Below are 25,919 nucleotides of genomic sequence, written 5' to 3'. Positions count from 1 at the left end.
GTGGTAGCACTGAGCATCCTGTCGTTCGGCCTCGCCGGCGCCGCGTCAGCGGCGCCGGCCGGGCCGGCCGCCCAGGCGGTCCAGGCCGGGTCGCTCGCGACCGCCGGCGACGCCGGCACCGCCACCACGGACCAGGTGCTCACCTGGACCGGCAGCAACAGCGTCACGCAGTACGCGTCCGCGCCGGCCACGGCGAAGGCGGGGCCGGCGACGATCGTGTTCGAGAACAGCGTCGCCACCGGCAACACCGTCGGCATGAGCCACACGCTCACGTTCGACACCAGCACGCCGGGGTACAACCACGACGTCACGCTCGACATCCTGGCCAACCCGCTGGACGAGAACGGCGGGCGCTGGGAGCAGGACGTCGTGCTGACGCCCGGCACGTACCGGTACTACTGCGTGATCCCCGGGCACAGCACCATGGTCGGTGAGCTGGTCGTCACCGAGGACGGCGGCGAGGTGGACACCACCGCGCCGACGGTCACCCCGGAGGTCACGGGGGAGCAGGACGCGGACGGGGCCTACGTCGGCTCCGCCACCGTGAGCCTCGCCGCCGAGGACGCGGGCTCCGGCGTCAAGAGCGTCGAGTACGCCCTCGACGGCGGGGACCTCCAGCCGTACACGGCGCCGCTCGTCCTGAACGACCCGGGGGCGCACTCCGTCGCCTACCGGGCCACGGACAACGCCGGCAACGTGTCGGAGACCGGCACCGTGGACGTCGTGGTCGTGGCCGCGGGGGAGGACACGACGGCTCCCGTCGTGACCGCCGAGGTCACCGGCCAGCTCGACGGCGACGGCGCCTACATCGGCACCGCGACGGTCGCGCTGTCCGCCACGGACACCGGCTCGGGCGTCGCGAGCGTCGAGTACGCGCTCGACGGCGGGGAGTACACCGCCTACTCGGCGCCGGTCGCGGTGGACGGGCCGGGCGAGCACACGGTGACCTACCGGGCCACCGACAAGGCCGGCAACGTCTCCGAGCCCGGCTCGTCCACGTTCACCGTGGTGGAGCCGCCCGAGGACACCACCGCCCCGGTGGTGACCGCTGAGGTCACGGGCAAGCAGGACGCCGACGGCGCCTACGAGGGCTCGGCCACGGTGCAGCTGCACGCCGAGGACGCCGGGTCGGGCGTGGCGAGCGTGGAGTACGCGCTCGACGGCGGCGACTTCCAGGAGTACACGGCACCCGTGGTGCTGGACCAGGTCGGCATGCACATGCTCGACTACCGGGCCACGGACAAGGCCGGGAACGTGTCCGAGGCCGGCATGGTGCACGTCGTCGTGGTCGAGGCGGGCCCCCCGCCGGACACCACGCCGCCGATCGCGTCGGCGCAGGTCGACGGCGTCCAGGACGCCAACGGCGTGTACGTCGACCAGGCCACCGTGACGATCACGGCCCGCGACTCCGGCTCCGGGGTGGCGTTCATCGAGTACTCGCTCGACGACAGCGCATTCCGCGAGTACGAGGGCCCGATGGTGATCGAGGAGTCGGGGGCGCACGCCGTGCGGTACCGCGCCACCGACAACGTCGGGAACGTCACCCGGACGGGGACCCTGACGTTCGCGCTCACCGTCAAGACCGTCGACGCGTGCCCGGCCTCCGACGAGCGGGACACCGTCTTCTTCGGCGACCTCGACACGGGCGTCGCCAACGTGGACACCGGTGACGGCTGTACCGTCGCCGACCTGCTCGACGCGGACGGACCGTGGGTGAACCACAAGGCGTTCGTCTCGCACGTCACGGACGTCGCGGGCGGCCTCGCGGCGAAGGGCACCATCACGAGCGCGGAGCTCAAGTCGCTCGTGCAGGCGGCGAAGCGTTCCAGCATCGGGAACTGACCCGCACACGCGGTCGGCGCAGTCCCGGATCTCCGGGGCTGCGCCGACTCGTGTTCCGACGACGGCCTGCGGACCTGCCGCTCGGACGGATCAGACGGAGAAGTACTTCGCCTCGGGGTGGTGGAAGACGAACGCGTCGGTGGACTGCTCCGGGTGCAGCTGGAGCTCGTCGGACAGGGTCACGCCCACGCGGTCGGGGCGCAGCAGCTCCACCACCTTGCGGCGGTCCTCCATGTCCGGGCACGCGGGGTAGCCGAGGGAGAAGCGGGCGCCGCGGTACTGCAGCTTGAACAGCCCCTCGACGTCGGTGGGCTCCTCGCCCGCGAAGCCCAGCTCGTCGCGCACCCTCGAGTGCCAGAACTCGGCCAGCGCCTCGGTGAGCTGCACGGACAGCCCGTGCAGCTCCATGTACTCGCGGTAGGCGTTCGCCTCGAACAGCTTCGCGGTGTGGCCGGACACGGCGTCACCGACGGTGACGAGCTGCACCGGTAGCACGTCGAACCGTCCCGACTCCTCGGCGAACGACCGCGGGCGCACGAAGTCGGCCAGGCACAGGTGCCGGTCGCGCCGCTGCCGCGGGAAGTGGAAGCGCAAGCGCTCGGTGCCCGGCTCGCCGCCGGAGCCGCCGTCGGGCCCCTCGTGGTGCGCGACCACCAGGTCGTCGCCCTCGGACCACACGGGGAAGTACCCGTACACGACCGTGGGGTCCATGATCTGGTCGGTGCGGACGCGCTCGAGCCAGGCGGCCAGCCGTGGCCGGCCCTCGGTCTCGACGAGCTCCTCGTAGCTGGCGCCGTCGTCGCCGCGGCCGGGCTTGAGGCCCCACTGGCCCATGAAGGTCGCGCGCTCGTCGAGGAACGCGGCGTAGTCGGCGAGCTGGATGCCCTTGACGATGCGCGTGCCCCAGAACGGGGGCTCCGGCACCGGGTTGTCGGCCGCGACGTCGGACCGCGCGGGCAGGTCCTCGGGCGCGGTCTCGGTCACCGTGACGACGCCGTGCCGGCGCTTGCGCAGCGCGGGCAGCCCCACGGAGTCCGGGTCGGCGCCGCGCGCGATGGCGACGAGCGGCTCCATGAGCCGCAGGCCCTCGAACGCGTCCTTCGCGTACCGGACGGTGCCGGGGAACGCGGAGGCCAGGTCGTCCTCGACGTAGGTGCGGGTCAGGGCGGCGCCGCCGAGCAGCACGGGCCAGCGCTGGTCGAGACCGCGCGAGGCGAGCTCCTCGAGGTTCTCCTTCATCACCACGGTCGACTTCACGAGCAGGCCGGACATGCCGATGACGTCGGCGTCGTGCTCCTCGGCGGCCTCGATCATGGCGGAGACGGGCTGCTTGATGCCGATGTTCACCACCGTGTAGCCGTTGTTGGTGAGGATGATGTCGACGAGGTTCTTGCCGATGTCGTGCACGTCGCCGCGGACCGTGGCCAGCACGACGGTCCCCTTGGAGCGGCCCTCGCCGCCCTCGACCTTCTCCATGTGCGGCTCCAGCAGGGCGACCGCGGTCTTCATCACCTCGGCGGACTGCAGCACGAACGGCAGCTGCATCTGGCCGGAGCCGAACAGCTCTCCGACCACCTTCATCCCGCCCAGCAGGTGCGTGTTGACGATGTCGAGCGCCTTCATGCCGCCCGCCAGCGCCTCCTCGATGTCCTCCTCGAGGCCCTTGCGGGCGCCGTCGACGATGCGGCGCTCCAGGCGCTCGCCGACGGGCAGCGCGGCGAGCTCGGCGGCGCGCTGGTCGCGCAGGGCGGTGGCGTCCACGCCGGAGAACAGCTCCAGCAGGTGCGACAGCGGGTCGTGGGTGAGGTTGCCGTCGGCGTTGTACGCGCGACGGTCCCACACCAGGTCCTCCGCGGCCTGCCACTGCTCGTCGGGGATGGCGTTGCGCGGCAGGATCTTCGCGGCGTGCACGATGGCGGAGTCCAGGCCGGCCTGCGTGGCCTCGTGCAGGAACACCGAGTTGAGCACCGTGCGGGCGGCAGGGTTGAGGCCGAACGACACGTTGGAGACGCCGAGCGTCGTGTGCACGCCCGGGTAGCGGGTGGTGATCTCGCGGATCGCCTCGATGGTCTCGATGGCGTCGCGCCGCGTCTCCTCCTGCCCGGTGGCGATGGGGAACGTCAGGGCGTCGACGATGATGTCGTCGACCCGCATGCCCCAGTCGTTCGTGAGCTGCTCGATGAGCCGGGTGGCGATCGCGACCTTGGTCTCCTGGGTGCGCGCCTGGCCCTCCTCGTCGATCGTCAGGGCGACGACGGCGGCGCCGTGCTCCTTCACGAGCGGCATGATCTTCGCGTAGCGGGAGCCCGGGCCGTCGCCGTCCTCGAAGTTCACCGAGTTCACGACGGCGCGGCCGCCGAGCAGCTCGAGGCCCGCCTGCAGCACGGCGGGCTCCGTCGAGTCGATCACCAGCGGCAGGGTGGACGCCGACGCGAGCCGGGAGACGACCTCGCGCACGTCCGCGACGCCGTCGCGCCCCACGTAGTCGACGCAGACGTCGAGCAGGTGGGCGCCGTCGCGCGTCTGGGCGCGGGCGATGTCGACGACGTCGTCCCAGCGGCCCTCGAGCATCGCCTCGCGGAACGCCTTGGAGCCGTTGGCGTTGGTGCGCTCGCCGATCGCGAGGTAGGAGGTGTCCTGGCGCAGGTCGGTGTGGGAGTACAGCGACGCGACGCCGTTCTCCCGCTGCGGGTGCCGGTCGGGGAGCTCCGTGCCGCGCACGGCCTCGACCACCTGGCGCAGGTGCTCCGGCGTCGTGCCGCAGCAGCCGCCCACGAGCCCGAGGCCGAACTCCCGCACGAACTGCGTGTGCGCGGCGGCCAGCTCCTCCGGCGACAGCGGGTACACCGCGCCGTGCGGCCCGAGCTCCGGCAGGCCGGCGTTCGGCATGCAGGTGACCGGCACCTCGCTGTGCCGCGCGAGGTGGCGCAGGTGCTCGCTCATCTGGTCCGGGCCGGTGGCGCAGTTCAGGCCGATCGCGTCGACGCCGATCGCCTGGAGCGTGGTCAGGGCCGCGCCGATCTCCGAGCCCATGAGCATCGTGCCGGTGGTCTCCACGGTCACCGACACGATGACCGGGACGCTGCGACCCACCTCGGCGATGGCGTCGTGGCAGCCCGTGACCGCGGCCTTGGCCTGCAGCAGGTCCTGGCTGGTCTCCACGAGCAGGGCGTCCGCGCCGCCCTCGAGCAGCCCCGCGGCCTGCTCGGCGAACGTGGTGCGCAGGTGCGCGTACGTCGTGTGCCCCAGGCTGGGCAGCTTGGTTCCCGGGCCCATCGAGCCGAGCACCCAGCGCGGGCGGTCCGGCGTGGCGAACGCGTCGGCGCGGCCGCGGGCGAGGGCGGCTCCCGCGCGGGCGAGCTCGCGGATGCGGTCGTCGATCCCGTAGTCGGACAGGTTGGACCAGTTGGCGCCGAACGTGTTGGTCTCGATGGCGTCGACGCCCACCTCGAGGTACTCGTCGTGCACGGCCCGGATGATGTCCGGCCGCGACACGTTGAGGATCTCGTTGCAGCCCTCGTGCCCCTCGTAGTCCTCGAGGGTCGGGTCCGCGGCCTGGATCATCGTGCCCATGGCGCCGTCGGCCACGACCACGCGGGTGCGGAGGGCCTCGCGGAGGGCGGTGGACCGGGCGTCGGCGGCGGCGGGATCGAGCGTGGTCGTCACCCGTGCAGCGTAACGGCGCCTGGCACCGTCCGGACGGGGCGTCCATGCCTGCGGGCGGCGCGCCCGGTGACCCGCAGGCCGGGCGCCTCAGAGCAGCGGAGCGCCGTTCACGGTGAGCAGGATCGAGTACACCGACGTGGACGCCGTGACGAACAGGCGGTTGCGCTTGCGGCCGCCGAACGCGAGGTTCGAGACCTCCTCCGGCACGTGCAGCCGCCCGAGGAGCGTGCCGTCGGGGTCGAGCACGTGCAGCGCCTCCCCGGCGGCCACCCAGACGCGGCCCGCCGTGTCGACGCGCAGGCCGTCCGGGCCCCCGTCGAGGTCGGCGAAGACGTCCCCGCCCGTGATCCGCGGTCCGTCGAGGTCGAAGACCCGCAGGTGCCGGTGGCGCGTGTCCGCGACGTACAGGCGGGTGCCGTCGACGGACAGCGCGAGGCCGTTGGGCCGCTCGAAGTCCGTGGCGACGGCGTCCACCTCGCCCGTGCCCGGGTCGACCCGGTAGACGTGGCAGCCGTCGATCTCCGGCTCCGCGCGCTCGCCCTCGTAGTCGGTCGTGATGCCGTACGGCGGGTCGGTGAACCAGACCGCGCCGTCGGCCGACACCACCACGTCGTTCGGGCTGTTCAGGCGCCGGCCCTGCCAGCGGTCGGCGAGCACGGTGGTGGAGCCGTCGTGCTCGGTGCGCTCCACGCGGCGCGCGCCCTGCCGGCAGGTCACGACCCGTCCCTGGCGGTCGATCGTGCGCCCGTTCGGGTAGCGGGCCGGCGACTCGAGGACGCTCACCGACCCGTCCGCCTCGTCCCAGCGCAGCACGCGGTCGTTGGGGATGTCGCTGAAGAGCAGGTAGCGGCCGGCGGGCACGTACAGCGGTCCCTCCGTCCAGCGGCCGCCGGTCCACAGCCGCTCCAGGCGGCCGTCGCCCCTGACGGCGGCGAAGCGCTCGTCGAGGGGCTCGTAGACGGCGGGGACGGAATCGGTCATCGCGCGCTCCGGGGGTCGTCGTGCTCGGGTCCGTGCAGGTCAGCAGGCTGCACCGTGCCACACGCGACCGCCGGCGGCAACAGGCCCGCCGCGCCGAAATACCGATGCGCCCGGCCCCGCGCGAGTCCTACCGTGGGCACATGTCCCAGCCCGACCTGCTCGCGCCGATCGCCGAGCGCGCCGCCGCCCCGGCGGTGCTGCCCGTGCCGACCGCCGGCGGCCTGACGTGGCGGCCCGCGACGACCGCCGACGCGCCCGCGCTCCTGGAGCTGCGGAACACGATCGCGGCTGCCGACCACGAGCCCTACCGGGAGACCCTGGCGGAGGTCGTCGAGACCCTCGAGGCGCCCTGGCGCGACCTCGCGGCGGACACGGTGCTCGGGCTGGACGCCGCGGGTGCCCTGCGCGCCTACGGCTCCGTCGAGTCGATGCCCGGTGACACGCTGCTCGTGCGGGCGTTCCTGTGGGGCGGCGTGCACCCGGAGCGCCGTGGCGAGGGGATCGGCCGCGAGGTGCTCGCCTGGCAGGTGGCGCGTGCCCGTCAGGTGCTGGCCGCGTCCGGCAAGGAGGCCCCGGCGCGGATCGCGAGCTTCCTCGAGGACGACGCCCCGGCCGCCAAGGTGCGGCTCCACGAGCGCGCGGGGTTCACGCCCCGGCGCTACTACTCCGACCTGGAGCGCGACCTGCGGGACCTCGACGCCCGCCCGGTCCCGTCCGTCGAGCTCGACGGCGGCCTGCGTCTCGTGCCGCTCGGCGACGAGCACGACGAGGCCACCCGGCTCGCGCACAACGACGCGTTCCGCGACCACTGGGGCAGCCAGCCGATGACGCACGAGCAGTGGCGCAGCGGGCGCAGCACCTACGCGCCCGAGTGGTCGTTCGTCGTCGTGGACCCTGCTCCCGACCTCGACGCCCTGCTCGCCGCCCCGGCCACGGACCCCGACACCGCGGCGGCGCTGCGGGCCGGCGAGCCGCTCGTCGTCGGCTACCACATCGCCGCGAGGTACACGGAGGACTTCGCCGTGCGCGGCTACCCGTTCGGCTACACGGAGATCCTCGGCGTGCGCCGCGCGTACCGCGGCCGCAAGGTCGCCGTCGCGCTCCTCGCGGAGGGGATGCGGGCCTTCGCCGCCGACGGGATGGCGGCCGCGGCGCTCGACGTCGACACCCAGAACCCGAGCGGCGCGCACGGCCTCTACGCGAGCCTGGGGTACGCCAAGCGGCACGGGTCGCGGCTGGTGTCGATCGAGCTCTGACCGGCGGCGCGCACAGGACGGCGCGGAGCGGGTTTCGACGGAGGCCCCGGGGGGCCTAGGCTGCCCGCCGTGACCGACGTCGCTCATGCCGGGCTCCTGCCCGCGCCGCCGCAGCGCCTGCTGCCCACCCCGAGCTCGCGCGCCGCCGCCGTGGCGCTGGCCATGCTCACCGTGCTGCACCTCGTGTCCCAGGTGGCCGAGGCGAGCGCTTGGGCCCGTGTCACGCAGGGCGCGCTCATGCCGCTGCTCGCGGTCACGCTGTGGTGCGCCGCGCCCGCGCCACGGTCGCGGCTCGTGCGCTGGGTGGCCGTGGCGCTCGGGCTCTCGTGGCTCGGCGACACGGCGCCCGCCGCGTTCTCCGGCCACGCCGCCTTCCTCGTGATGGTCGGCTTCTTCCTGCTGGCGCAGGTGGCGTACGTCGTGGCGTTCTGGCCCACCCGCGCGCAGAGCGTCGTGCGCCGGCCGCTGCTCCTGCTGCCCTACGCCGCGGCGGCCGTCGCCCTCGTCGCGGCCTGCGCGGCGGCCGCCGGGCCCCTGCTCGCCGCCGTCGTCGTGTACGGGGTGTGCCTGGTGACGATGGCGGTGCTCGCCACGGGCGTGCACCCGCTCGCCGGCGTCGGCGGCGTGGTCTTCCTGGCTTCCGACGCGATGATCGCGCTGGGGGCCTTCACCGACTGGTTCGCGCCGCCCGCGTCGGGCTTCTGGGTGATGCTGACCTACGTCGCCGGTCAGGCGCTCGTGGTCGCCGGGGTGCTCGCGCGCACCAGCCAGGTTCCGGGCTCGGGGACAGGGGTGAACCCGAGGCGGTCGTAGACCGGTCGTCCGTCCTCCGACGCCCGCAGCAGCACCCGCGCGAGCCCGAGGGCGGCGACGTCCTCCATGGCCGCGGCGACGACGGCGGTGCCCAGTCCCCGCCCGCGGTGATCGGGGTCCACGATGACGTCGGCGAGCCAGCCGAAGGTGGCGCCGTCCGTCACGAGCCGCGCGTACGCGACCGTCGCGCCGTCCGGCGCGAGCACCGCGTAGTTCCGGGACCCTGCCAGCGCCCGGTCCTGGAGCTCGCGGGGCCGTCCTGCCGCCCAGTACGCGTGCTCGACGAGCAGTGCGTGCACGCGCCCGGCGTCGATGCGGGCGGGGTCGGCGGTGAGCTCGAAGCCGTCGGGCAGCGCGGGGACGGGCGTGGTGGGCGACGTGGCCATGGCGGCAGTGAAGCAGGTGCCGTGTCGGAGGTCACTCCTAATCTCGTGGCATGGACATCATCCTGGTACCCGGGTTCTGGCTGAACGGCTCCGCCTGGGACGCCGTGGTCCCCGTGCTGGAGCGCGCGGGCCACACCGCGCACCCCCTGACGCTGCCGGGGCTCGGGTCGAAGGACGCGGACCGGTCCGGCATCCACCTCGCCGACCACGTCGCCGCCGTCGTGGCGGCAGTCGACGCCCTGCCGTCCGACGCCCCGGTGGCGCTCGTGGGCCACTCCGCCTCCGGCGGGCTCGTCTACGCGGCGTCCGACGCGCGCCCGGGCCGCGTCTCGCACGTGGTGTACGTCGACTCGGGCCCGGTGGGCGACGGCTACGCGATGAACGCGGACCTGCCGGCCGACGTGGTCGAGGTGCCCCTGGTCTGGTCCGACTTCGAGGAGGACTCGCTGCGGGACATGACCGACGAGATCCGCGCCGCCGTCGACGCCGAGTCGGCGCCGCAGCCCGGGGGGACGGTGCGCGAGCCGCACCGTCTCGGCGACGACCTGCGCCGGCTCGACGTGCCCTCGACCGTCGTGGCGTCGGAGATGCCGGCCGAGGTGCTGCGCGGTCTGATGGCCGAGGGACACCCGTTCGTCGACGAGCTCGCGAAGCTGCACGACTACGAGATCGTGGACCTGCCCACCGGGCACTGGCCGATGTTCACGCGGCCGGAGGACCTGGGTGACGCGATCGTCGCGGCCGTCGGGCGCTGACCGGCGGGATCACCCGATCGCCGCGACGGGGGTGGCCAGCGGCTGGCCCGAACCGTCCCGGCGGTCGGTGCTCTCCGGCAGCTCGGCCGGCTGCCCGGCGCCCCCCACGGCGCGGGCCGGGCCCTCGCCCACCCAGGCGAGGACGAGGCCGTCCTCGCCCTTGAGGAAGCGGTGCGCCCGGACGCCGCCGGTCCCACGGCCCTTGCCCGGGTACAGCTCGTAGGGCGTGACCTTGGCGGAGCCGCCGCCCGTGCCCGGCAGCGCGCCGGACGTCCCGGCGACGGTGACGACGGTGTGCAGGTCGCGGGTCGCGGCGCGCGCGACGCCGAAGAAGACGACCCGCTGGCCGGCGCCCAGGCGGATGCCCGCCATGCCGGCCGCGGCGCGCCCCTGCGGGCGGACGGCCGAGGCGTCGAAGTGCAGCAGGCTCGCGTCGGAGGCCACGAAGACCAGCTCGTCGTCGTCGCCCACGGGCGCGGCGCCCACGACCCGGTCGCCGTCCTTGAGCGCGATGACCTCCCACTCGTCGCGGTTGGCGGGCACGTCTCCCGCGGCGACGCGCTTGACGACGCCGTTCGCGGTGCCGAGCGCCAGGGTGGGCGCGTCCTCGTCCAGGGAGACCACGGCCAGCGCGGTCTCGCCGGGCGCGAGCGCGACGAGCTCGCTGACCGGGATGCCGCCCGAGAGCGACGGCGGCCCGTCGACCGGCGGCAGCGCCGGCAGGTCGAGCACGGACACGCGCAGCAGGCGGCCCGCGGTGGTGACGAGGCCGACGTCGCCGCGGGTGGACGTCGCGACGTCCCCGCGCATCGCGTCGTGGGCGTGCCGGCGGCCCGCCCGCTCGAGGGGGGCGTCCGCGGCCTCGCCCGACGTGCGGGCCAGGAGCCCCGTCGCGGAGAGCAGCGCGCGGGTGGGGGCGTCGGCGATCTCCAGGCTGATGGCGGGCGCCTTGCTGCGCCCGTTCGTCGCGGCGGGGGCCGTGGCGCCGCCGGCCGAGTCGAGCAGCACGGTGCGGCGGGGGGTGCCGTAGGTGGCGGCCACCTCGCCCATCTCGGCGCTGACGACGGCCCGCAGGCGGGCGTCGTCGGCGAGGATCTCCTGGAGCTCGGCGATCTCGCGCTCCAGCTCCGACTGCTCCTTCTCCAGCTCGATGCGGGAGAACTTGGTCAGCCGGCGCAGCTGCAGGTCGAGGATGTAGGTGGCCTGCGGCTCTGACAGGTCGAAGACGCTCATGAGGCGCTCGCGCGCGGCGGCCGCGTCGTCGGAGGTGCGGATGACCTGGATGACCTCGTCGATGTCGACGATGGCCAGCAGCAGGCCCTCCACCAGGTGCAGGCGCTCCTGCCGCTTCGCGAGCCGGAACGTCGAGCGGCGGCGCACGACGTCGATCCGGTGCGCCACCCACACGCGCAGCAGCTCGAGCAGGCCGAGCGTGCGCGGCTGCCCGTCGACGAGGGCGACGTTGTTGATGCCGAAGGAGTCCTCCAGCGGGGTGGTGCGGTAGAGCTGCTCGAGGACGGCGTCCGGGTCGAAGCCGGTCTTCACCTCGACGACGAGCCGCAGCCCGTGGGTGCGGTCCGTGAGGTCCTGGACGTTGCTGACGCCCTGGATCTTCTTCGACTTCACGCCGTCGGCGATCTTCTCGATCACCTTCTCGGGGCCCACGCCGTACGGGAGCTCCGTCACGACGATCCCCTTGCGCCGCGCCGTCACGTTCTCGATCCGGGCGGTGGCGCGGGTGCGGAACGTGCCACGGCCGGTGCGGTACGCGTCGCGCACGCCCTCGAGGCCGACGATCTTGCCGCCGGACGGCAGGTCGGGGCCGGGCACGAAGCGCATGACGTCGTCGAGGGTGGCCTCGGGGTTCGTGATGAGGTGCTGGGCCGCGGCGACGACCTCGACGAGGTTGTGCGGCGCCATGTTCGTGGCCATGCCCACCGCGATGCCGGACGCGCCGTTGACCAGCAGGTTCGGGACGGCCGACGGCAGCACGGACGGCTGGGTGAGCTTGTTGTCGTAGTTCGGGACGAAGTCGACGACGTCCTCGTCGAGCCCGGCGGTCATCGCCATGGACGGCGGGGCGAGGCGCGCCTCCGTGTACCGGGGGGCGGCCGGGCCGTCGTCGAGCGAGCCGAAGTTCCCGTGGCCGTCGACCAGCGGCAGCCGCATGGAGAAGTCCTGCGCGAGGCGCACCAGCGCGTCGTAGATGGCGGTGTCGCCATGGGGGTGGAGCTTGCCCATGACCTCGCCGACCACGCGCGAGGACTTCACGTGCGCGCGGTCGGGCCGCAGGCCCATGTCCGACATCATGTACAGGATCCGGCGGTGCACCGGCTTGAGGCCGTCGCGGGCGTCCGGCAGGGCGCGGGAGTAGATGACGGAGTACGCGTACTCGAGGAACGACGCCTCCATCTCCGCCGCGACGTCGATGTCGACGATCTTCTCGTCGAACGGCTCGTCGGTGGCGGGTGCGCTGCTGCTCTTGCGCGCCATGCGGTGCGGCTCCTGGTTCTCGGTGTGCTCGGTGACGGGAGCGGGGGCTCTCGAGGACGGCACCAGACTCTAGTCGTCGGGACCCACACGGCCGTGCAGGCGCGGCGACGAGCCGCCGTCGGGGGCCCCGGATAGCCTGCACGGGTGGACGAACCCGACCAGCCGGACGCCCGGCCAGGCGCGCAGCAGGACCCGCAGCCGGGGCCCGAGTACCCGGTCGCGTGGGAGGCCGACGTCGTGCTGCGCGACGGCTCGACGATGCACCTGCGCCCGCTGCGCCCCTCCGACGCCGACGCCATCCAGCGCTTCCAGGAGGCGCAGTCGGAGCGCTCGGCGTACTTTCGGTTCTTCGCCCCCGTGAAGCGGCTCACCGAGCGCGAGCTGGACCGCCTCACCCACCTCGACCAGCACGACCGCGTCGCGCTGATCGGGGTGCGCCCCGGCGTCGACGAGGCGGGCGACCCGCGCGAGGACGTCCTCGGCGTCGCGCGGTACGACAAGGTCACCGACACCGAGGCGGAGGTCGCGTTCAACATCGCCGACGCGATGCAGGGCAAGGGCTTGGGGTCCGTGCTGCTCGAGCACGTCGCGGCCGCGGCGCGCGAGCGCGGGGTGCGGCGATTCACCGCCGACGTGCTGCCGCAGAACGCGTCGATGCTCGCCGTCTTCCGCGACGCCGGGTACGCGATCAGCCAGCACCTGGACGACGGCGTCGTGACGGTGGCCTTCGACCTCGATCCCACGGAGCGCTCCCGCGAGGTGATGGCCGACCGCGAGCACCGCGCCGAGGCGCGGTCCATGCAGGCGCTGCTGTCCGCGCGGCGGGTGCTGCTGGTGGGCCCCGGACCCGCCGGGCCGGGACCCGCGACGCCGGAGCACCACCTCGCCCGCCGCGTGGTGGACTCCGCGCTGGCCGACCCGGGGGACACGGAGCTCACGGTGCTCGGCGCTCCCGGGCCGCTCCCCGACGGGCTGCCCGCGCCGTCGGACCTGGCGGGCCCGGGCGTCGCGGTGGCCGCGTCGTGGGACGACGTGGCGGACGTCGACCTCGTGCTGCTCGCCGTGCCGCCCGGCCGGGCCGTGGCCGCGGTGCGGCGCCTGGCCGGCCGCGGCGTGCGCGGCGTGGTCGTCCTCGCCGCGGGCTACGCCGAGACGGGGCCCGCCGGGCTGGCGCGGCAGCGCGAGTTGGTGCGCGCCGCGCACGCGGGCGGGATGCGCGTGGTCGGCCCGGCGTCCTTCGGGCTGCTCACCACGACCCCGGGCGCGAGCCTGCACGCCAGCCTCGCCGAGCGGGCGCCGCGCGCCGGTGTCGTCGGGATGTTCTGCCAGTCGGCGCCCGCGGCCGTCACGCTCACGCGCACCCTCGAGCGGCGCGGGCTGGGCGTCTCGGCCCTGCTGTCGGCCGGGCACCGCGCCGACGTCTCGGGCAACGACCTCATGCAGTACTGGCAGGACGACGTCCGCACGGCGGTCGTCTGCCTCTACCTCGAGTCCATCGGCAACCCGCGCAAGTTCTCCCGGATCGCGCGCCGGCTCGCCGGGGTGAAGCCCGTGGTGGTCGTGGTGGCGGGGCAGTCCGGGCAGGTCGTGCCCCCCGGCCACGCGGTGCGCGCGACCCGCGCACCGCGCCGCCTGCTCGACGAGATGCTGCGGCAGTCGGGCGTGATCCGGGCCGAGAACACCCACCAGCTCATGGACGTGGCGCAGGTGCTGGCCCACCAGCCGCTGCCGGCGGGGGAACGGGTCGGCATCCTCGCGTCGTCGGCCGCGCTCGCGGCCCTGGTGGCGGAGGCCGCGGCCGCCGCGGGCCTCGTCGTCGCCGCGTCGTCGGACTTCCTGCCGCCTGACGCGACGGACGCGCAGATCGCCCAGGTGACCGACGCGCTGTACGCGCCGGGGGCGTGCGACGTCGTCGTCGCCGTCGACGTGCCCGTGGTGGTGCCCCGCACCGGTGCGGTGGCCCGCGCCGTCGCGGGGGCCGCGGCCCGGACCGGACGCGCCACCGTGGCCTCGATGCTCGGCCTCAGCGGGCTGCCCGACGAGCTCGCCGCGACCGGCCCCGACGGCACCCCCGTGCGGATCCCCGCCTTCTCGACGCCCGAGGACGCGGTGACCGCGCTGGGCAAGGTCGTCACCTACGCCCGCTGGCGCACGGAGGACCGGGGCACGCACGTGCGGCCCGACGGCATGGACGCCCGCCACGCCCGTCGGCTCGTCGAGGGCTGGCTCGCGGGGGCCGCGGACGGCGACGGCCGCGGCCTCACCCAGGACGAGACGGCGGAGCTGCTCGACTGCTACGGGCTGCGGCTGTGGCGCTCGCGGACGGTGCGGACGGCGGACGAGGCCGTGGCCGCGGCGGGGGAGCTCGGCTGGCCGGTCGCGCTCAAGACGGCCTCGACCGCGCTGCGCCACCGCACCGACCTCGGCGGGGTGCGCCTCGACATCGCCGACGAGGGCGAGCTGCGCGCCGACGTCGAGCGCATGCGCCAGGTCGCCCGGGAGGTGCTGGGGGAGGCCGAGCCGGAGATGGAGGTGCAGTCGATGGCGCCGGTGGGGGTGCCCTGCGTGATCCGCTCCGGCGAGGACCCGCTGTTCGGGCCCAAGGTGTCGTTCGGGCTCGCGGGCGACGCGACCGACCTCCTGGACGACGTCGCCTACGGCATCCCGCCCCTGACCGACGTCGACGTGGCCGCCATGGTCCGCACGGTGCGGGCCGCGCCACGGCTGTTCGGCTACGGCGGCGCCCCGGAGGCGGACATCGACGCTCTCGAGGACGTGCTCGCGCGCGTGTCCGTCCTCGCGGACGACCTGCCCGAGGTCGCCTCCCTGGAGCTGTACCCGGTGGTGGTCGGCTCCGCCGGGGTGAGCGTGCTGCACGCGGGCGTCCGGCTGCGGGCCGCCCAGCGTGCCGACGCGCCCCGCCGGGCCCTGCCCGGCTGAGGCCTCGGGCCGATCCGGGCGGATCTCGCCGAGGCTGTCGGTCGGACCGCTCCTCGTTCGTCGACAGGGTGGAGCGCGTCGACGACTCTCGGCGCGCTCGCCAGTCCGCCGCGATGCCGGCGGTCCGACGACGTCGAGGAGAGTGCCATGAGCATCACCGAGAGCCACGCCCGCCGCGGCGGGGAGAGCCACGCAGCGCCGGCCGTCCCGCCCGTCGTCGACCGGGCGGCCTGGCAGGCCGCCCGCGACGAGCTGCTCGTGCGGGAGAAGGCGCACACACGGGAGGGCGACGCCATCGCGGCGGCCCGCCGGCGGCTGCCCATGACGGAGGTCGACGCGGGCGCCACGGTGGTCGGGGCCGGCGGGCCGACCACCCTGCTCGACCTGTTCGACGGGCGCGAGGAGCTCGTCGTCTACAAGCACATGTGGCACGCGGGCGAACCGTTCGAGAACCAGTGCGAGGGCTGCACGCTGACGTACTTCCCCGCGCAGGACCCCGCCTACCTGAACGCCCGCGGCGTGTCGCTCGCCGTGTTCGCCCAGGCGCCGTACGACGAGCTGGCGCCGTTCGTCGCGTTCATGGGGTACCCGCAGCACTGGTACTCCGTGGTCGACGTGGCGGACCCGGACGTGAACGGGGAGGACTTCGGGACCTGGATGTGCTTCCTGCGCGTCGGCGAGCGGGTGTTCCTCACCGGCACGCTGACCGGGCGCGGCGGCGAGGCCACGATGCCGGCGCTCGCCCTGCTGGACATGACGCCGCGCGGGCGCATGGAGGCATGGCAGGACTACCCGGACGGCTGGCCGCAGGGCAAGGCGCCCTGCTGGTTCTGGCGTGCGGACGCCGACGGCGTCGGGAACGAGGGCGCCGGCGGGCGCCCGACGATCCAGTGGACCCGTCCCGGAGCCACGCCGGTGGCCTCGGTGGGCCACGAGCACCACCACTGAGACCGGAGCGCGCACCGTGCATGTCGTCCTCGCCGCGGGCTCGCTCGCCGCAGCCGGGGTCGGGACCGGGTGCTGCCTCGCGGGGCGGCACCCGGTCGGGGCCACGGCCGTGGCGGGCATGGCCGCGATGCTGCTCGGCATGGCCGACACGATGCTGACGGGCGGCACCCTGCTGCGCCCGTGGGCGTGGGCGGCCGTGCTCGTCGGGCTCGGCCTCGTCGCGCTCGCCGCGCGGCGCCGCTCCGCGTGGGACGGCCCGCCGGCCGGGCCGGGCACGCTCCGCGCGCTGCACCCGGTGGCGATGGGCGTGCTCGTGCTGGCGGCGGCCGTCGGGCCGGGCGGGCCGGCCGCGGGGCACGCGCCGGGCCACCACGGCGCTGCGGCGCTCGGGACCGCGCCCGTGCTGGTGGTCGCGGCCGCGGTGGCGGTGGGCTACGCCGTCGCCTGCGCGGTCGAGGCCCGTCGGCAGGGCGACGTCCTGCTCCGCGCCGAGCTCGCGGCGGCGGCCGCCTCGACCCTCGCCATGGCGGCGATGCCCTGGCTGGCGCCCTAGCCGCCCGAGCGCACGCGGGCCCCCGGGAGTGGGACAATGCCCGGGTGCCGCATGCCACCGCTCGAGACAACCTCCGTGCCGACCTGTCCGCCCACGTGCGACGGGCCGGGTACTACCCGGACCTCGTGGAGGACGTCCTGGACGTCGCGCTCGCCGACGAGGACGTGCTCGCCCACCTCGTGCAGGCGGAGACGACCTTCGACGACGCGGTGCGCCGCCACCTCACGGTGCTCGCGCTGACGCCCACGCGGCTCGTCACCGCCCACGTCGACGACCACGAGGGCGACGCCGCCCACCCGTCGTCCGCGGCGGCCACCACCGAGGCCGTGCCGCTCGGCGAGATCCGGTCGGTCGCGCTCACCCATGTGGTCGACGAGCCGGCCGAGCACCGCCCCGGCGACAGCGCGTCCGAGCTGACCCTCGCCATCGGCTGGGGCGCCGTCTCCCGGATCGACCTGGAGCCCGCGCAGTGCCCCGACCCGGCGTGCGAGGCCGACCACGGCCTCACGGGCCAGCTCACCCCGGACGACGTCGTCGTGCGGGTCAGCGGCGCCGCCGAGGGCCGCGACGCGCTGCGTCGGGCGACGGCGTTCGCGCGCTCCCTGTCGGCCGCCACGGGGGCGGGCGGGCGCGCCGCCCGATGACGACCACGGTCGCGCTTCCCGACGGCCTGATCGCGCCGTCGTACGGGACGGGTTCCCTCGCCGCCGTCCTGCCCGCAGTGGCGGGGTCCCTCGGCAAGGACGTCACCACCGCCACCGGGCTGCGCTCGGCCGACTGCCGCGACGCGCTCGGCCTGCCCGCGGGCGTGCAGCGCGCGGTCGTCGTGCTGGTCGACGGGCTGGGGCTCGCCAACCTGGCGGAGCGCGGCGGGCACGCGCCGTTCCTGCGCTCCCTCGCGGCGGACGGCCGCTCCGTGCTGTCCAGCTTCCCGTCGACGACGGCGGCCGCGCTGGCGACCTTCGGCACGGGTACCGCGCCCGGCCGCACGGGGCTGCTGGGCTACACGCAGCGCAACCCCGCCACGGGCGGCCTGGCCACCACCGTCTCGTGGACCGAGCAGTCGGACCCGTACCGGCGCACGAAGCTCTCCGGACCGATGCGGACGGAGCCCGAGGACCTGCAGCGCGAGCGCACGGTGCTTCAGACGCTCGCCGCCGACGGCGTGCGCGTCGTCGCGCCCGGCCCGGCGCGGTTCGCCGGCTCCGGGATGACCCGGGCGGCCCTGCGCGGGCCGCGGTACGTGACCGCGGAGGGCCTGGACGCCCAGGTCGGCGCGACGGTGCGGGAGCTGCGCGAGCCCGGCCTCGTGTACCTGTACCACGGAGCCGTGGACAAGGCGGGCCACCAGCACGGCCCGCAGTCGTGGCAGTGGGGCGACGCCCTCGAGGAGACGGACTCCGAGCTGCGCCGCCTGGTGCGGTCCGTCCCGCGCGGCACGCTCGTCGTCGTCACCGCCGACCACGGACAGGTCACCGCGGACCAGGCGCGCCAGCACGACGTCGCGGCGCACCCCGAGCTGGCGCGCGACGTCGCCCTGCTCGGCGGCGAGCCGCGCGCCACCCACGTCTACGTGGAGCCCGCCGCGGACCCCCGCGACGTCGCGGAGCGGTGGGCCGGCGTGCTCGGCGACGACGCGCTCGTCATGCTGCGGGACGACGCCGTCGCCGCGGGCTGGCTCGGGCCCGTCGCCCCGCACGTGCTGCCCGCCGTCGGCGACGTGCTGGTCGCGGCCCGCGGCGCGGCGACCGTCGTCGACTCGCGGCTGCACCCGTCCGGGGCGCGCGAGATGCCCGGCGTGCACGGGTCGCTCACGCCGGCGGAGATGGTCGTGCCGCTGCTCGTCGCGCAGGCGTAGCCGCGCTCGAGGGCCGCGTCGCGGCGCCGCGAAAGTCGTGGCGAGCCCGTCGCCCGGGTGTCACGATGCCGGGATGGAACCCCGTGAGCAGGAGCCCCGTCCCGCGTCCCGGTGGACCCGGGCGACCGTCTACCCCGACATGTGGGTGGACCCGGACGACGACCCGCGCGAGGCCCTCGAGCGCGAGCCCGGGGCGGACGACGAACGGGCGTTCCTGCTCGACGCGCTGCGCTCCTACCGGCTGACCCTCGAGATGAAGTGCGCGGACCTGGACGCCGAGCAGCTCGCCCGCCGCTCGGTGCCGCCGTCGACCATGTCCCTGCTGGGGCTGGTGCGGCACGTCACCGAGGACGAGCGGCACGTGCGCCGCATCATGACCGGCGAGGACGTGCCGTGGCTGTACCGCAGCGACGGCCACCGCGACGGCGACTGGGACGGCGCGGTCGCCGACCCGGCGGTGGTGGACGAGGCGTTCCGGAGCTGGCGTACGGAGGCTGCCGCGACGGACCGCATGGTGGCGTCGATCGCCGACCTCTCCACGACGAACGCCGGGCTGTCCGACCTCGGCCCCGAGCCCGGCGGCGAGATCCAGCTGCGCGAGCTGCTGCTCAGCCACGTCGAGGAGTACGCGCGCCACTGCGGCCACGCCGACCTGCTGCGCGAGTGCGTCGACGGGCGCGTCGGGCAGTAGGGCCGGGAAGGCCCGCGGGCCTGACAGGATCTGACAGGATCTGCCCCATGGCCGAGCTCGTCTTCTTCTCCGGGACCATGGACAGCGGCAAGTCGACGCTGGCCCTGCAGACCGACCACAACCACCGCGCGCGCGGGCGGACCGGGCTGATCTTCACGCGCGACGACCGTGCGGGGAACTCCCGACTCTCCTCGCGCCTCGGCCTCGAGGTCGACGCCCGCGAGGTCACCGACGGCACCGACTTCTGGGACGTGGTCGCCGGGGAGCGGCAGTCCGGCCGGACGGTGGACTACCTGGTGTGCGACGAGGCGCAGTTCTACTCCACGGCCCAGGTGGAGCAGCTCGCCCGCCTCGTGGACGAGGTGGAGCTGGACGTCTTCGCGTTCGGCATCACGACCGACTTCCGCACCCGCCTGTTCCCCGGCGCGGCGCGGCTCATCGAGCTCGCGGACCGCATCGAGGTGCTGCAGGTGCGGTCGCTGTGCTGGTGCGGTGCGCGGGCCACGCACAACGCGCGCACGGTGGGCGGCGTCATGGTGGTCGAGGGCGACCAGGTGGTGATCGGCGACGTGGCGGGCGCGCCGGACGCCGCGCCGGTGTCCTACGAGGTGCTGTGCCGGCGCCACCACATGCGCCGGATGACGGACGCCGACGCCCGCCTCCGGTCCGCGGTCACCGACCGGCTGGACCTGGGCGACGGCGCGTAGGCCGGTCGGAACGGTCAGGAGGACGACGGGCGGCCGCCGCCGAAGACGATCTCGTCCCAGCTCGGCACCTGCGCGCGGCCCTTGCGCCCCGAGCGGCGCGCCGACGCGGGCTTGTCGTTGCGGGGGGCGGGCGCGGCCGGCTGGGGGCCGGCGCCCTGGGCGGGCGGTCCGCTTGGCGCCGGAGCGTCGTCCACGACGTCGTCGCGGGCCGCGGCGGGCCGGTCCTCGCCGCCGTCTGCCGGCTCGTCCGCGGCGGAGCCGGGCGCGCCGGGCACCCCGGGCATCGGCCGGCGGGCGCTGCCGGACGGGTGCGTCGACCTTTCCGGCGCCGGGACTCGCATCCCGGCGCGGCGCGAGCCGAGGTCGACGACGCTGGCGCCGGCGGCCTGGTCGGCACCGTCGGGATCGGGGTCCGCGGGCGCGAGCTCGACCCCGGGCGCCGACACGCGGCCCACCGGGACCTCCGAGGCGGTCGGGGCTTCCTCGTCCTGGCGCCGGGGCGCGGGGGAGCGCAGCCGCTCTCCCGCGCGCTGCCCGCGCCGTCCGGCGAGGTCGTCCAGCAGGAGGGCCGTGGTGTCGTCCTCGACGTGGCGGCGCGGCGGGACGGTGCGGCTGCCCGCCGAGGGCACGCCCAGCACGTCCGGGGAGAGCGGGTCGTCGGGCTGGCCGAGCCAGCGCGCCTCGTCGTCGAGCGGCGTCACGACGCGGCCCTTGGGGTCGTAGGTCCAGCGCGCGGAGCGGTCGCGGTCGCCGGCGGAGAACCGCACCTCGACCACCCACGGCGCGGCGCCGTCGCGCCGCGCGGACCAGCGCGCCTCGGCGGTCGTGACCCCGCGCGCGGCCAGCCGCGTGTCCGCGACCTCGCCGAGCGTCGTCGACTCCTCGTCGCCGGGCAGCCGGTGGGCGCGCACCTGGCCGATCGCGTGGTCGCGCTCGGCGACCACCGGCCACTCGTACCGCTGCACGTGCTCGACGGGCAGGCCGGACTCCTCGGCCAGCTCCTCCGCCGTCGCCCCGGCGCGCAGGCGCGCCTGCAGGTCGCGCGGGCGCAGCGTCGTCGCGGCCTGGGCGCGCAGCGCCTCCGTGCGCGGCCGGTCCCGCCGCACCGCGGCGCGCAGCGCCTCCGTGATGGGCAGCGTGCTCTCGGTGCCGTCCGGGCCGCGCAGGACCAGGCGCTCACCGTCCTCGTGCAGCCTCACGAGCTCGAGCTCGGCCATGCTTCCTCCCTCACAGGTCGCCCACGGTGACGTTCAGTCGGGGCGGGTCCGCCGGTTCGAGGGTGCCACCGGCGCGGGGCGCCGCGGCGCAGGCGCGTCGGTGTGCCGTCGATTGACGCGCCGGTGCCGGCGGCGCCTGGGAGGATGACGTCCCGTGGATGTGTTCACCTCGGGCCCGGTCTCCGTCGTCGAGCTCGTCGCGGTCTTCGTCGCGGCCGTCTCGGGCGGCCTCGCTGCCGTGCGCAAGAGGTTCGACGCCTTCGGCGTGCTCGTGCTGGCGTGGGTGACGGGGCTCGGGGGCGGCATCCTGCGCGACCTCCTCATCGGCGACACCCCGCCTGTCGGGATCTCGAGCTGGCGGCTGGTGGCGGCGGCCCTGGCCGCGGGCGTCATCATCTTCTTCTTCCACCCGGGCCTGGAGCGCATGCGCCGCTCCATCCTGGTGCTCGACGCCGCGGCCCTGGCGCTCTTCGTGCTCCAGGGCACGACGAAGTCTCTGGGCCTCGGCGCCGGCGTGCTCGCCTCCGTGGTGGTCGGCATGCTCACGGCCGTGGGCGGCGGGATCCTGCGCGACGTCCTCGTGGGCGAGGTGCCGCTCGTGTTCGCCGACCGCCAGCTCTACGCCGTGCCCGCCCTGGTGGGCGCCGGCATCACCGCGGCGCTGTGGCAGGCGGGCGAGCTCGGGGTCTGGACCGGGCTCGGGGTCGTGGTGCTCGTCCTCGGGTTCCGCCTCCTGTCCCTCGCGCGCGGGTGGACCGTGCCGCACCCCGGTCCCGGCTGGACCGCGCGCTGGGGCCGGCGGTCCGGGAAGATGTAGCGCGTGGACGACGACGCGGCAGGGAACCCGGGACACGACGGCGGCGAGGGGTACGACACCGAGCGGCACGACGTCGAGGCGCTGCGCGACCTGGCCCGCAGCCTCGCGCGCGAGGCCGGCGCGCTGGTCCGCGACGGGAGGCCTGCGCAGGTCGAGGTCGCGGCGACCAAGTCGAGCGCCGTCGACCCGGTGACCGAGATGGACCGCGCCTCGGAGGCGCTGCTGCGTGCGCGGCTCGCCGCCGAGCGGCCGCACGACGCGATCCTGGGGGAGGAGGGCGACGACGTCCCCGGCACCTCCGGGCTCACCTGGGTGCTCGACCCGATCGACGGCACGGTCAACTACCTCTACGGCGTCGCGTCCTACGCGGTGTCCGTGGCGGTCGTCGCCGGGCCCGTGGACCCCGAGCGCTGGACGGCCCTGGCCGGGTGCGTGCACTCGGTGGTGGACGGCCGCACGTGGACGGCCGCCCGCGGCGGAGGCGCCGAGCGGGACGGCGCGCCGCTGCGCGTGCGCCGGCCGGCCTCGCTGGCCGAGTCGCTGGTCGCCACGGGCTTCGGCTACGCCGCCGCGCGGCGCGCGGAGCAGGCTCGCGTCCTGGCGGACGTGCTGCCACGGGTCCGGGACATCCGGCGGCTGGGGTCGGCGGCGATCGACCTGTGCCTCCTGGCCGAGGGCGCGGTCGACCTCTACTACGAGCGCGGGCTCAACCCGTGGGACATGGCGGCGGGCGGGCTCGTCGCCGCGGAGGCCGGCGCGTGGGTCGGCGGGCTGCGCGGACGCGGTGCGGGCAGCACGATGACCGTCGCCGGCGCGCCGCCCGTCGTCGACGAGCTGGTCCGGCTGCTCGAGGACGCGGGTGCCGACACCGGGGCCTGACGGCGACCGGGTTCGGCCCCGCTCCGCGCCGCCGGAGCAGGTGAAAAAGTTCGTCACCGCCCGGCTGTCCGCTGGCGGTGAACGCCACGACCGACCGATGTCGTCGCAGGTCAGAGCCCGATGACGGCGCTGTGACACGGGGAACAGCGTGCGGTGTCGCGCGCCCGCCCGAAATGGTGCACAATCCGTGGGCCGACCGGGAACAAAACCCGGTCACCGAGCATTATCAGCGCGTACCGATACCGACACCACGGAGCGTGACCACACAGATGGCAACCGACTACGACGCCCCCCGCAAGAACGACGAGGACGCGGAGCAGGACTCGATCCAGGAGCTCCAGGCGCGTCGTTCCGACAAGTCGTCGGGTGTTGTCGACGAGGACGAGACGGAGGCCGCGGAAGGCTTCGAGCTTCCCGGCGCCGACCTGTCCGGCGAGGAGCTCGCGGTCCGCGTCCTGCCCCGCCAGGCCGACGAGTTCACCTGCACGAGCTGTTTCCTCGTCCACCACCGCAGCCAGCTGGCCTACGAGAAGAACGGCCAGATGGTCTGCACGGAGTGCGCTGCCTGAGCCGCAGTCCCTGCACCACCGCCGGGGGCGCGCAGCACCACGGACGACACGGGCCGTCACGTCGAGGACGTGACGGCCTTCGTCGTCCCCAGTCAGCCGCGGAGCGCGGCCGCGAGCTCCTGCGGACGCCGGGTGGACAGGAGCCAGTAGGGGGTCGGGTCCAGCGGGTCCTCGAGGTCCACGCGCACCCCGGTGCGGGCCCACGCGCGCAGGCACACGAAGGCGCGCGCATCGAGGGCGGTGCCGAGCGCGGTGCGCATCTCCTCGGGGCTGTCCATCGTCGTGATCTCGCCCAGCACGTCGACGCCGATCTGGGCCCGGCCGGCGCGCAGCCGGCCGTCCGTGACCTCGATGACCGGGGCGGTCGCCAGGAGCGCGGCGAGCGTGCCCGCCGCGACGAGGACCCCGACCACGACACCGACCGCGTGCATGAGGGGCCACAGCGTCACCCCGACGATCAGGCCCAGCCCGACCGCGCCGCACCAGGCGCCCGGGCCGGGCGAGAGGCGCTCGCGGAAGGCCGGGCCGGTGGTGGAGGAGTCCTCGGGCTGCTGCTCGCTCATGGCCCCATCATCCCAGCCGCTCGCGGGCCGGGTGACCGCCGGTCGGTCGGCTACGCTTCGCGGGTGTCCGACACCGCCAGCCAGCCCGTGACCCCGCCCGTGAGCCACGATGCGAGCCACGACATGAGCCACGACGCGAGCACCGTGGACGTCCTCGTCACCCTGCTCGACGACGTGCCGACCCCCGCGTACGCGCACCCGGGCGACGCGGGGGCCGACCTCGTGACGACGGTGGACGTGGAGATCCCGCCGCAGGGCCGCGTCACGGTGCCCACCGGCGTCGCGATCGCGCTGCCGGAGGGGTTCGCGGCGTTCGTGCACCCGCGCTCGGGCCTCGCCGCGAAGCACGGCGTCACCGTGGTGAACGCGCCCGGGACGATCGACGCGGGCTACCGCGGGGAGATCAAGGTGATCCTTCTCAACACCGACGTCGCCGAGCCGGTGCACCTGCGCCGGGGCGACCGGGTGGCCCAGCTCGTGGTCCAGCGGGTGGAGCACGCCCGCTTCCTCGTGGCGACGAGCCTGCCGGGCTCGCACCGCGGCGACGGCGGCCTGGGCTCCAGCGGGGGCTTCGCCGGGGCCTGACCGGCGGCCCCGCGGGGCACCCCTGAGGGAGGCCGAACCGGTCTACTGTGGGAGATGGGTAGGACCCGCTCGGGCCGATCACCGGACGAGCAGGACGACGAGAAGGAGATCCTCCGTGGGGCTGTTCCGGCGCAACGCGTCGAAGAAGGAGACCGGCGAGGCGGCGCCCGAGAGCGCCGCGACGCCCGCCGCCGACGGCGAGGACGCCGGCGCGGCGGACCGCCCCGAGCGCGGGCCGTTCGACTCCACCCAGGTGACGGGCATGGGCCCGCGCGTGGACCTGGGCGCCATCTGGCTGCCCGTCCTGCCGGGCCTCGAGCTGCGCATGGAGGTCGACAAGAAGACCCAGAAGGTCACCGGCGTCTCGGCGACCCTCGGCGGCTCCGGCCTGCAGGTGCAGGCGTTCGCCGCTCCCCGCACGGACGGGATCTGGGACGAGGTGCGCGCCGAGATCGGCACGTCCATCACGCGCCAGGGCGGCACCGTCGACGACGTGCCCGGCACGTTCGGGCGTGAGCTCATCGCGCGGATCCCGGCCACCGGTCCCGACGGGCAGCCGGCCGTGCGCCCCGCCCGCTTCGTGGGCGTCGACGGCCCGCGCTGGTTCCTGCGCGGCGTGCTGTCCGGGCGCGCCGCGATCGACCCCGAGGCGGCCCGCCCGCTGGAGTCCGTCTTCGCGAACGTCGTCGTCGTGCGGGACGGCAACCCCCGCCCGCCGCGCGACCTGCTGACCCTCACGCTGCCGAAGAACGCCCGCCAGGGCGGCACCCCGGACGGCGAGCCCGCGGCCGGCCCCGAGAGCGCCGCGCCGCAGACGCCGTCGTTCGACCCGCTGACCCGCGGCCCGGAGATCACCGAGATCCGCTGACCGGCCCACGGCCATGACCACCCGCCTGGAGCACTGATGTCCCTGCGCACCGCCGTCCAGCACGCGCTGGCCTCGGCCGACGAGGTCGCCGCCGACGAGGAGCGGCACGAGGCCGCCACCTACCGCGGATGCACGCCCGTGTCCCAGCTGAGCGACCGCAAGCGCGCCAGCGCGGCGGGCTCGCTGCGCTCGGTCGTGCTCCGGCCCCGCGAAGGGGTTCCCACCGTGGAGGCGGAGCTGTACGACGGGTCGGGATCGCTCGACCTCGTGTGGCTCGGGCGCCGGTCCATCGCGGGTATCGACCCGGGCCGACGGATCCGCGTGGAGGGCCTGGTCTGCGACGTCGACGGGCGCCGCACGATGTTCAACCCCCGCTACGAGCTGCGCGCGCGGGCCGACGAGTGAGCCAGGCGACGAGGTCGGGCAGGTTGGACGGCCAGGCGAACTCGTAGACGTGCGAAGAGCCGGGCCGCGCGTCGGCGACGCGGTGCATCGGGATGCGCAGCAGGTGGTCGGTGACCAGTTGGCCGAC

At 75.3% G+C, this 25,919-nt stretch carries 23 protein-coding genes; 17 read left to right on the top strand and 6 right to left on the bottom strand.

Features of this window, described 5'->3' with window-relative positions:
* Positions 1-1,842 (top strand): OmpL47-type beta-barrel domain-containing protein, encoded by a 1,842-nt coding sequence (locus ACFWDO_RS01475; RefSeq protein WP_380346762.1) that lies wholly within the window; start codon positions 1-3, stop codon positions 1,840-1,842.
* Between the two features lie 90 nt (positions 1,843-1,932).
* On the opposite strand, the gene metH is transcribed toward ACFWDO_RS01475, so the two are convergent.
* Together metH and ACFWDO_RS01465 are read right to left on the bottom strand one after the other, a co-directional pair.
* The gene (gene metH / locus ACFWDO_RS01470; protein ID WP_380319771.1) at positions 1,933-5,508 is read right to left on the bottom strand and encodes a methionine synthase; all 3,576 of its coding nucleotides are present in this window, start codon (positions 5,506-5,508) and stop codon (positions 1,933-1,935) included.
* An 87-nt stretch (positions 5,509-5,595) separates the two neighbouring features.
* Positions 5,596-6,489, bottom strand: a complete 894-nt coding sequence (locus ACFWDO_RS01465) for an SMP-30/gluconolactonase/LRE family protein (protein WP_380319774.1) — start codon at positions 6,487-6,489, stop codon at positions 5,596-5,598.
* Positions 6,490-6,629: 140 nt separating this feature from the next.
* Here ACFWDO_RS01465 and ACFWDO_RS01460 point away from each other — a divergent pair, with 140 nt between their 5' ends.
* Both ACFWDO_RS01460 and ACFWDO_RS01455 read left to right on the top strand, forming a co-directional pair.
* Positions 6,630-7,745, top strand: coding sequence for a GNAT family N-acetyltransferase (locus tag ACFWDO_RS01460; RefSeq protein ID WP_380319777.1), 1,116 nt, complete (start codon positions 6,630-6,632; stop codon positions 7,743-7,745).
* 69 nt (positions 7,746-7,814) lie between these two features.
* On the top strand, positions 7,815-8,558 hold the full coding sequence (locus tag ACFWDO_RS01455) for a lysoplasmalogenase family protein (RefSeq protein WP_380319780.1): 744 nt from the start codon (positions 7,815-7,817) through the stop codon (positions 8,556-8,558).
* Here the strand turns inward: ACFWDO_RS01455 and ACFWDO_RS01450 are convergent.
* On the bottom strand, positions 8,474-8,944 hold the full coding sequence (locus tag ACFWDO_RS01450) for a GNAT family N-acetyltransferase (RefSeq protein WP_380319783.1): 471 nt from the start codon (positions 8,942-8,944) through the stop codon (positions 8,474-8,476). The genes ACFWDO_RS01455 and ACFWDO_RS01450 overlap by 85 nt on opposite strands.
* A 50-nt stretch (positions 8,945-8,994) precedes the next feature.
* Between ACFWDO_RS01450 and ACFWDO_RS01445 the strand changes: the two genes are divergently transcribed.
* Positions 8,995-9,699, top strand: coding sequence for an alpha/beta fold hydrolase (locus ACFWDO_RS01445; protein WP_380319786.1), 705 nt, complete (start codon positions 8,995-8,997; stop codon positions 9,697-9,699).
* A gap of 9 nt (positions 9,700-9,708) precedes the next feature.
* On the opposite strand, the gene ACFWDO_RS01440 is transcribed toward ACFWDO_RS01445, so the two are convergent.
* Complete coding sequence (locus ACFWDO_RS01440; protein ID WP_380319828.1) at positions 9,709-12,192, bottom strand: DNA topoisomerase (ATP-hydrolyzing) subunit A; 2,484 nt, start codon at positions 12,190-12,192, stop codon at positions 9,709-9,711.
* Positions 12,193-12,336: 144 nt separating this feature from the next.
* Between ACFWDO_RS01440 and ACFWDO_RS01435 the strand changes: the two genes are divergently transcribed.
* The 7 genes from ACFWDO_RS01435 to ACFWDO_RS01405 all read left to right on the top strand — a co-directional run bounded on the left by ACFWDO_RS01435 (position 12,337) and on the right by ACFWDO_RS01405 (position 19,889).
* Positions 12,337-15,132 carry a GNAT family N-acetyltransferase gene (locus ACFWDO_RS01435; protein ID WP_380319789.1) on the top strand — a complete coding sequence of 932 codons (2,796 nt, stop codon included), beginning with the start codon at positions 12,337-12,339 and terminating at the stop codon, positions 15,130-15,132.
* 147 nt (positions 15,133-15,279) lie between these two features.
* Positions 15,280-16,080, top strand: coding sequence for a DUF899 family protein (locus tag ACFWDO_RS01430; RefSeq protein WP_380319792.1), 801 nt, complete (start codon positions 15,280-15,282; stop codon positions 16,078-16,080).
* Positions 16,081-16,096: 16 nt separating this feature from the next.
* Positions 16,097-16,633: a hypothetical protein gene (locus ACFWDO_RS01425; RefSeq protein ID WP_380319795.1), complete on the top strand. Its 537-nt coding sequence runs from the start codon at positions 16,097-16,099 to the stop codon at positions 16,631-16,633.
* A 44-nt stretch (positions 16,634-16,677) separates the two neighbouring features.
* The gene (locus ACFWDO_RS01420) at positions 16,678-17,277 is read left to right on the top strand and encodes a DUF5998 family protein (RefSeq protein ID WP_380319798.1); all 600 of its coding nucleotides are present in this window, start codon (positions 16,678-16,680) and stop codon (positions 17,275-17,277) included.
* Positions 17,274-18,491 carry an alkaline phosphatase family protein gene (locus tag ACFWDO_RS01415; RefSeq protein ID WP_380319801.1) on the top strand — a complete coding sequence of 406 codons (1,218 nt, stop codon included), beginning with the start codon at positions 17,274-17,276 and terminating at the stop codon, positions 18,489-18,491. Before ACFWDO_RS01420 ends, ACFWDO_RS01415 begins: the two co-directional genes overlap by 4 nt.
* Before the next feature lie 73 nt (positions 18,492-18,564).
* Positions 18,565-19,182 (top strand): DinB family protein, encoded by a 618-nt coding sequence (locus ACFWDO_RS01410; RefSeq protein WP_380319804.1) that lies wholly within the window; start codon positions 18,565-18,567, stop codon positions 19,180-19,182.
* A 47-nt stretch (positions 19,183-19,229) separates the two neighbouring features.
* Positions 19,230-19,889, top strand: a complete 660-nt coding sequence (locus tag ACFWDO_RS01405; RefSeq protein WP_380319807.1) for a thymidine kinase — start codon at positions 19,230-19,232, stop codon at positions 19,887-19,889.
* Positions 19,890-19,903: 14 nt separating this feature from the next.
* Here the strand turns inward: ACFWDO_RS01405 and sepH are convergent, their stop codons facing one another.
* Positions 19,904-21,106 carry a septation protein SepH gene (gene sepH, locus ACFWDO_RS01400; protein ID WP_380319810.1) on the bottom strand — a complete coding sequence of 401 codons (1,203 nt, stop codon included), beginning with the start codon at positions 21,104-21,106 and terminating at the stop codon, positions 19,904-19,906.
* A 154-nt stretch (positions 21,107-21,260) separates the two neighbouring features.
* On the opposite strand from sepH, the gene ACFWDO_RS01395 reads away from it, so the two are divergent.
* The 3 genes from ACFWDO_RS01395 (at position 21,261) to ACFWDO_RS01385 (ending at position 23,371) form a co-directional block, all read left to right on the top strand.
* Positions 21,261-21,923 carry a trimeric intracellular cation channel family protein gene (locus ACFWDO_RS01395; RefSeq protein ID WP_380319813.1) on the top strand — a complete coding sequence of 221 codons (663 nt, stop codon included), beginning with the start codon at positions 21,261-21,263 and terminating at the stop codon, positions 21,921-21,923.
* A gap of 81 nt (positions 21,924-22,004) precedes the next feature.
* Positions 22,005-22,802: an inositol monophosphatase family protein gene (locus ACFWDO_RS01390; protein WP_380319831.1), complete on the top strand. Its 798-nt coding sequence runs from the start codon at positions 22,005-22,007 to the stop codon at positions 22,800-22,802.
* A 269-nt stretch (positions 22,803-23,071) separates the two neighbouring features.
* The gene (locus tag ACFWDO_RS01385; protein WP_380319816.1) at positions 23,072-23,371 is read left to right on the top strand and encodes a DUF4193 domain-containing protein; all 300 of its coding nucleotides are present in this window, start codon (positions 23,072-23,074) and stop codon (positions 23,369-23,371) included.
* Between the two features lie 92 nt (positions 23,372-23,463).
* Here ACFWDO_RS01385 and ACFWDO_RS01380 read toward each other — a convergent pair whose 3' ends face one another.
* Entirely contained in the window at positions 23,464-23,934 is a 471-nt protein-coding gene (locus ACFWDO_RS01380) for a DUF3093 domain-containing protein (RefSeq protein WP_380319819.1), read from the bottom strand.
* A gap of 123 nt (positions 23,935-24,057) precedes the next feature.
* On the opposite strand from ACFWDO_RS01380, the gene dut reads away from it, so the two are divergent.
* The 3 genes from dut (at position 24,058) to ACFWDO_RS01365 (ending at position 25,792) form a co-directional block, all read left to right on the top strand.
* Positions 24,058-24,519, top strand: coding sequence for a dUTP diphosphatase (gene dut / locus ACFWDO_RS01375; RefSeq protein WP_380319834.1), 462 nt, complete (start codon positions 24,058-24,060; stop codon positions 24,517-24,519).
* A gap of 115 nt (positions 24,520-24,634) precedes the next feature.
* Entirely contained in the window at positions 24,635-25,387 is a 753-nt protein-coding gene (locus ACFWDO_RS01370; protein ID WP_380319822.1) for a DUF3710 domain-containing protein, read from the top strand.
* Positions 25,388-25,423: 36 nt separating this feature from the next.
* Positions 25,424-25,792, top strand: coding sequence for an OB-fold nucleic acid binding domain-containing protein (locus ACFWDO_RS01365; RefSeq protein WP_380319825.1), 369 nt, complete (start codon positions 25,424-25,426; stop codon positions 25,790-25,792).
* Positions 25,793-25,919: the final 127 nt, after the last annotated feature.

This window comes from Isoptericola sp. NPDC060185 (assembly GCF_042728595.1).
Lineage (GTDB): Bacteria > Actinomycetota > Actinomycetes > Actinomycetales > Cellulomonadaceae > Isoptericola.
The sequence above is the reverse complement of the archived record's forward strand: the minus strand, read 5'-3'. Positions and strand labels throughout refer to the sequence as shown.

Coding starts and splice junctions, on each gene's coding strand:
- ACFWDO_RS01465 (WP_380319774.1), bottom strand. CDS start 6,489: ATGACCGATTCCGTCCCCGCCGTCTACGAGCCCCTCGACGAGCGCTTC.
- ACFWDO_RS01460 (WP_380319777.1), top strand. CDS start 6,630: ATGTCCCAGCCCGACCTGCTCGCGCCGATCGCCGAGCGCGCCGCCGCC.
- ACFWDO_RS01450 (WP_380319783.1), bottom strand. CDS start 8,944: ATGGCCACGTCGCCCACCACGCCCGTCCCCGCGCTGCCCGACGGCTTC.
- ACFWDO_RS01445 (WP_380319786.1), top strand. CDS start 8,995: ATGGACATCATCCTGGTACCCGGGTTCTGGCTGAACGGCTCCGCCTGG.
- ACFWDO_RS01440 (WP_380319828.1), bottom strand. CDS start 12,192: ATGGCGCGCAAGAGCAGCAGCGCACCCGCCACCGACGAGCCGTTCGAC.
- ACFWDO_RS01430 (WP_380319792.1), top strand. CDS start 15,280: ATGAGCATCACCGAGAGCCACGCCCGCCGCGGCGGGGAGAGCCACGCA.
- ACFWDO_RS01415 (WP_380319801.1), top strand. CDS start 17,274: ATGACGACCACGGTCGCGCTTCCCGACGGCCTGATCGCGCCGTCGTAC.
- ACFWDO_RS01410 (WP_380319804.1), top strand. CDS start 18,565: ATGGAACCCCGTGAGCAGGAGCCCCGTCCCGCGTCCCGGTGGACCCGG.
- ACFWDO_RS01405 (WP_380319807.1), top strand. CDS start 19,230: ATGGCCGAGCTCGTCTTCTTCTCCGGGACCATGGACAGCGGCAAGTCG.
- sepH (WP_380319810.1), bottom strand. CDS start 21,106: ATGGCCGAGCTCGAGCTCGTGAGGCTGCACGAGGACGGTGAGCGCCTG.
- ACFWDO_RS01385 (WP_380319816.1), top strand. CDS start 23,072: ATGGCAACCGACTACGACGCCCCCCGCAAGAACGACGAGGACGCGGAG.
- ACFWDO_RS01380 (WP_380319819.1), bottom strand. CDS start 23,934: ATGAGCGAGCAGCAGCCCGAGGACTCCTCCACCACCGGCCCGGCCTTC.
- dut (WP_380319834.1), top strand. CDS start 24,058: ATGAGCCACGACGCGAGCACCGTGGACGTCCTCGTCACCCTGCTCGAC.
- ACFWDO_RS01365 (WP_380319825.1), top strand. CDS start 25,424: ATGTCCCTGCGCACCGCCGTCCAGCACGCGCTGGCCTCGGCCGACGAG.